Source organism: Occallatibacter sp. (genome assembly GCF_049802275.1).
In the GTDB taxonomy this organism is placed as follows: domain Bacteria; phylum Acidobacteriota; class Terriglobia; order Terriglobales; family Acidobacteriaceae; genus Telmatobacter.
In genome coordinates this window covers 1-2117 of the sequence record NZ_JBARMD010000522.1, presented here as the reverse complement: position 1 = coordinate 2117, position 2117 = coordinate 1, and the positions used below count along the sequence as shown (strand labels likewise).

The 2117-nt window shown below is 59.2% G+C and carries 1 protein-coding gene; it reads left to right on the top strand.

Annotation, left to right across the window (positions count from 1 at the left end; genetic code table 11):
- Positions 1–1874, top strand: a 1874-nt coding sequence (locus WA354_RS18065; protein ID WP_472814413.1) for an OmpA family protein, incomplete at its 5' end; no start/stop codon positions are given.
- Positions 1875–2117 lie beyond the last annotated feature (243 nt).

The window sequence follows — 2117 nt, the reverse complement described above, 5'->3', positions numbered from 1 at the left end:
AGCCAACGCCAGCCCAGGGGCCCGGTCCTGTGTCTCAATACCCGACCGGAAGCACGGGAGGCGATTGGCGAGTCGGGATCTCGATTTATGGTTGGTTTCCCGGATTGCACGGAACCGTTGGAGCACTGGGCCATAATGCCAGCATCCATGTTCCGTTCAGCGATGTCTTTCATACCCTGAAAGGGATCATCCCAATCGCAGTCGAGGCCGATAGAGGCCGCTTCGTGATGCCGGTGGACTTCTTGTGGATGAAACTCGGCGTCGACAACGGGATCCCCATCAACGACTTTACACAGACAACGCTCAGAACTGATCTGACACAGTCGATCCTTACGCCGAAGGTGGGGTTCAGGCTCCTTGACAGCGATCACCTGAAGTTCGATGCCCTCGGCGGAATTCGCTATTGGTACTTGAGCCTGAACAACACTCTGGAGCCCTCAGGTCTCGGTACTTCGCGATCCACCCAGTGGGTCGACGGTCTCGGCGGCGGCAGATTCATACTGCCCTTTGGTGAGAAGGCCTCCGTGACCCTGGCAGGAGATGCCGGCGCTGGCGGAGCCAACTTGGACTACCAGATGGTGGCCCTGATGAATGTCAACTTCACCCCCAAGTTCGGACTGGCGTTCGGATGGCGCTATCTGGATGTGAACTACCAGCCCACCACGAAACAATTCGTATATGACACCATCACAAACGGTGCGATTGCGGGTTTCGGATATAACTTTGGTGGCAAGCCTCCGGTTCCTCCCACCGCCTCGTGTTCGGCCTCGCCCTCTCAGGTCTACCCCGGCGAGCCGGTCACTGTGACTGCCAATGCAGAAGGTCTCAATCCGAAATTGAACACGTTGTATACGTGGAGCGGCGACGGCGTTACCGGCAACGGATCGACGGCGACCGTCAACACCTCTGCCTTGAATCCCGGATCCTACACAGCGACGGCCAACCTGAAAGAAGGAAAGCCTGGCAAGGAAGGCGAAAAGCCCTGGCAGGTCGCCGGCTGCTCGGCAACTTACACCGTCAAGCAGTTTGAGCCGCCAACCCTCAGTTGCTCAGCGAATCCAACTGATCTCAGGCCGGGTGATTCGTCGACCATCACGGCACAAGGCGTCAGCCCACAGAACCGTCCGCTCACCTATAGCTACGAGGCTTCGAGTGGCACCATCAGCGGCAGCGGAACCTCGGCGACGTACTCTTCAACGGGCGCTTCCACCGGTCCGGCGCAGATCACCTGCACCGTATCCGATGACAAGGGGCACACTGCGACGGCTAACGCCACCGTCACCATTCAGGCGCCTCCGCCCCCGCCTCCGCCGCCTCCGCCGCCGAGTCTCCTGCTGCACAGCGTCTTCTTCCCGACCGCCCTGCCGAATGAGAAGCGTCCAGATAAGGGCTTGGCAGCAAGCCAGGAGCAGATTCTCACCACCTTGGCAACGGACTTCAAGAACTACCTGCAGGTTAAGCCGGATGCGCGTCTGACCCTCACCGGCCACGCGGATCCACGCGGCGGAGCCGAGTACAACAAGGCGCTTTCAGAACGCCGCGTCGGCACCGTTAAGCATTTCCTGATCGACCAGGGTGTTCCCGAGGGATCCATCGATACGCAAGCGATGGGCGACGAGCATCCGCTCTCGAAGGATGATGTAAAGCAGCTTGTCCAGACCAATCCTGAGCTGACGGATGAAGAGAGAGCGAAAATCATGCGCAATCTCACCGTCATCTATCTGGCCCAAAACCGTCGCGTCGACATCACCCTGGCCAACACTGGTCAGCAGTCGGTGCAACTCTATCCCTTCAATGCGCACGATGCAGAAACCCTTCTCAGCGAGAAGGCCCAGGCACACGCCAAGAAGCCGGCCGCGCCGAAGAACAAGTAACCTCACACCCCGGAACGGGTCTCCCATGACCTGTTCCGGGGGTATTTCCCATCAGAAGATTTCACCGCGAACGCTCGTCAACAAAACCTTCACCACGCATCAACTCCCTGCACATGGTGTCTCCCGGTGCCCTTGCCGGGAAGGTAAGGTAGCGCGTTCCGCTGATGCCGCGGGTCGTCGTGGTAGCCGAGAAGCAATCAACCTGTCCCTTCGGCCAATCGCGACCGCGTCAGACCTTTTGCA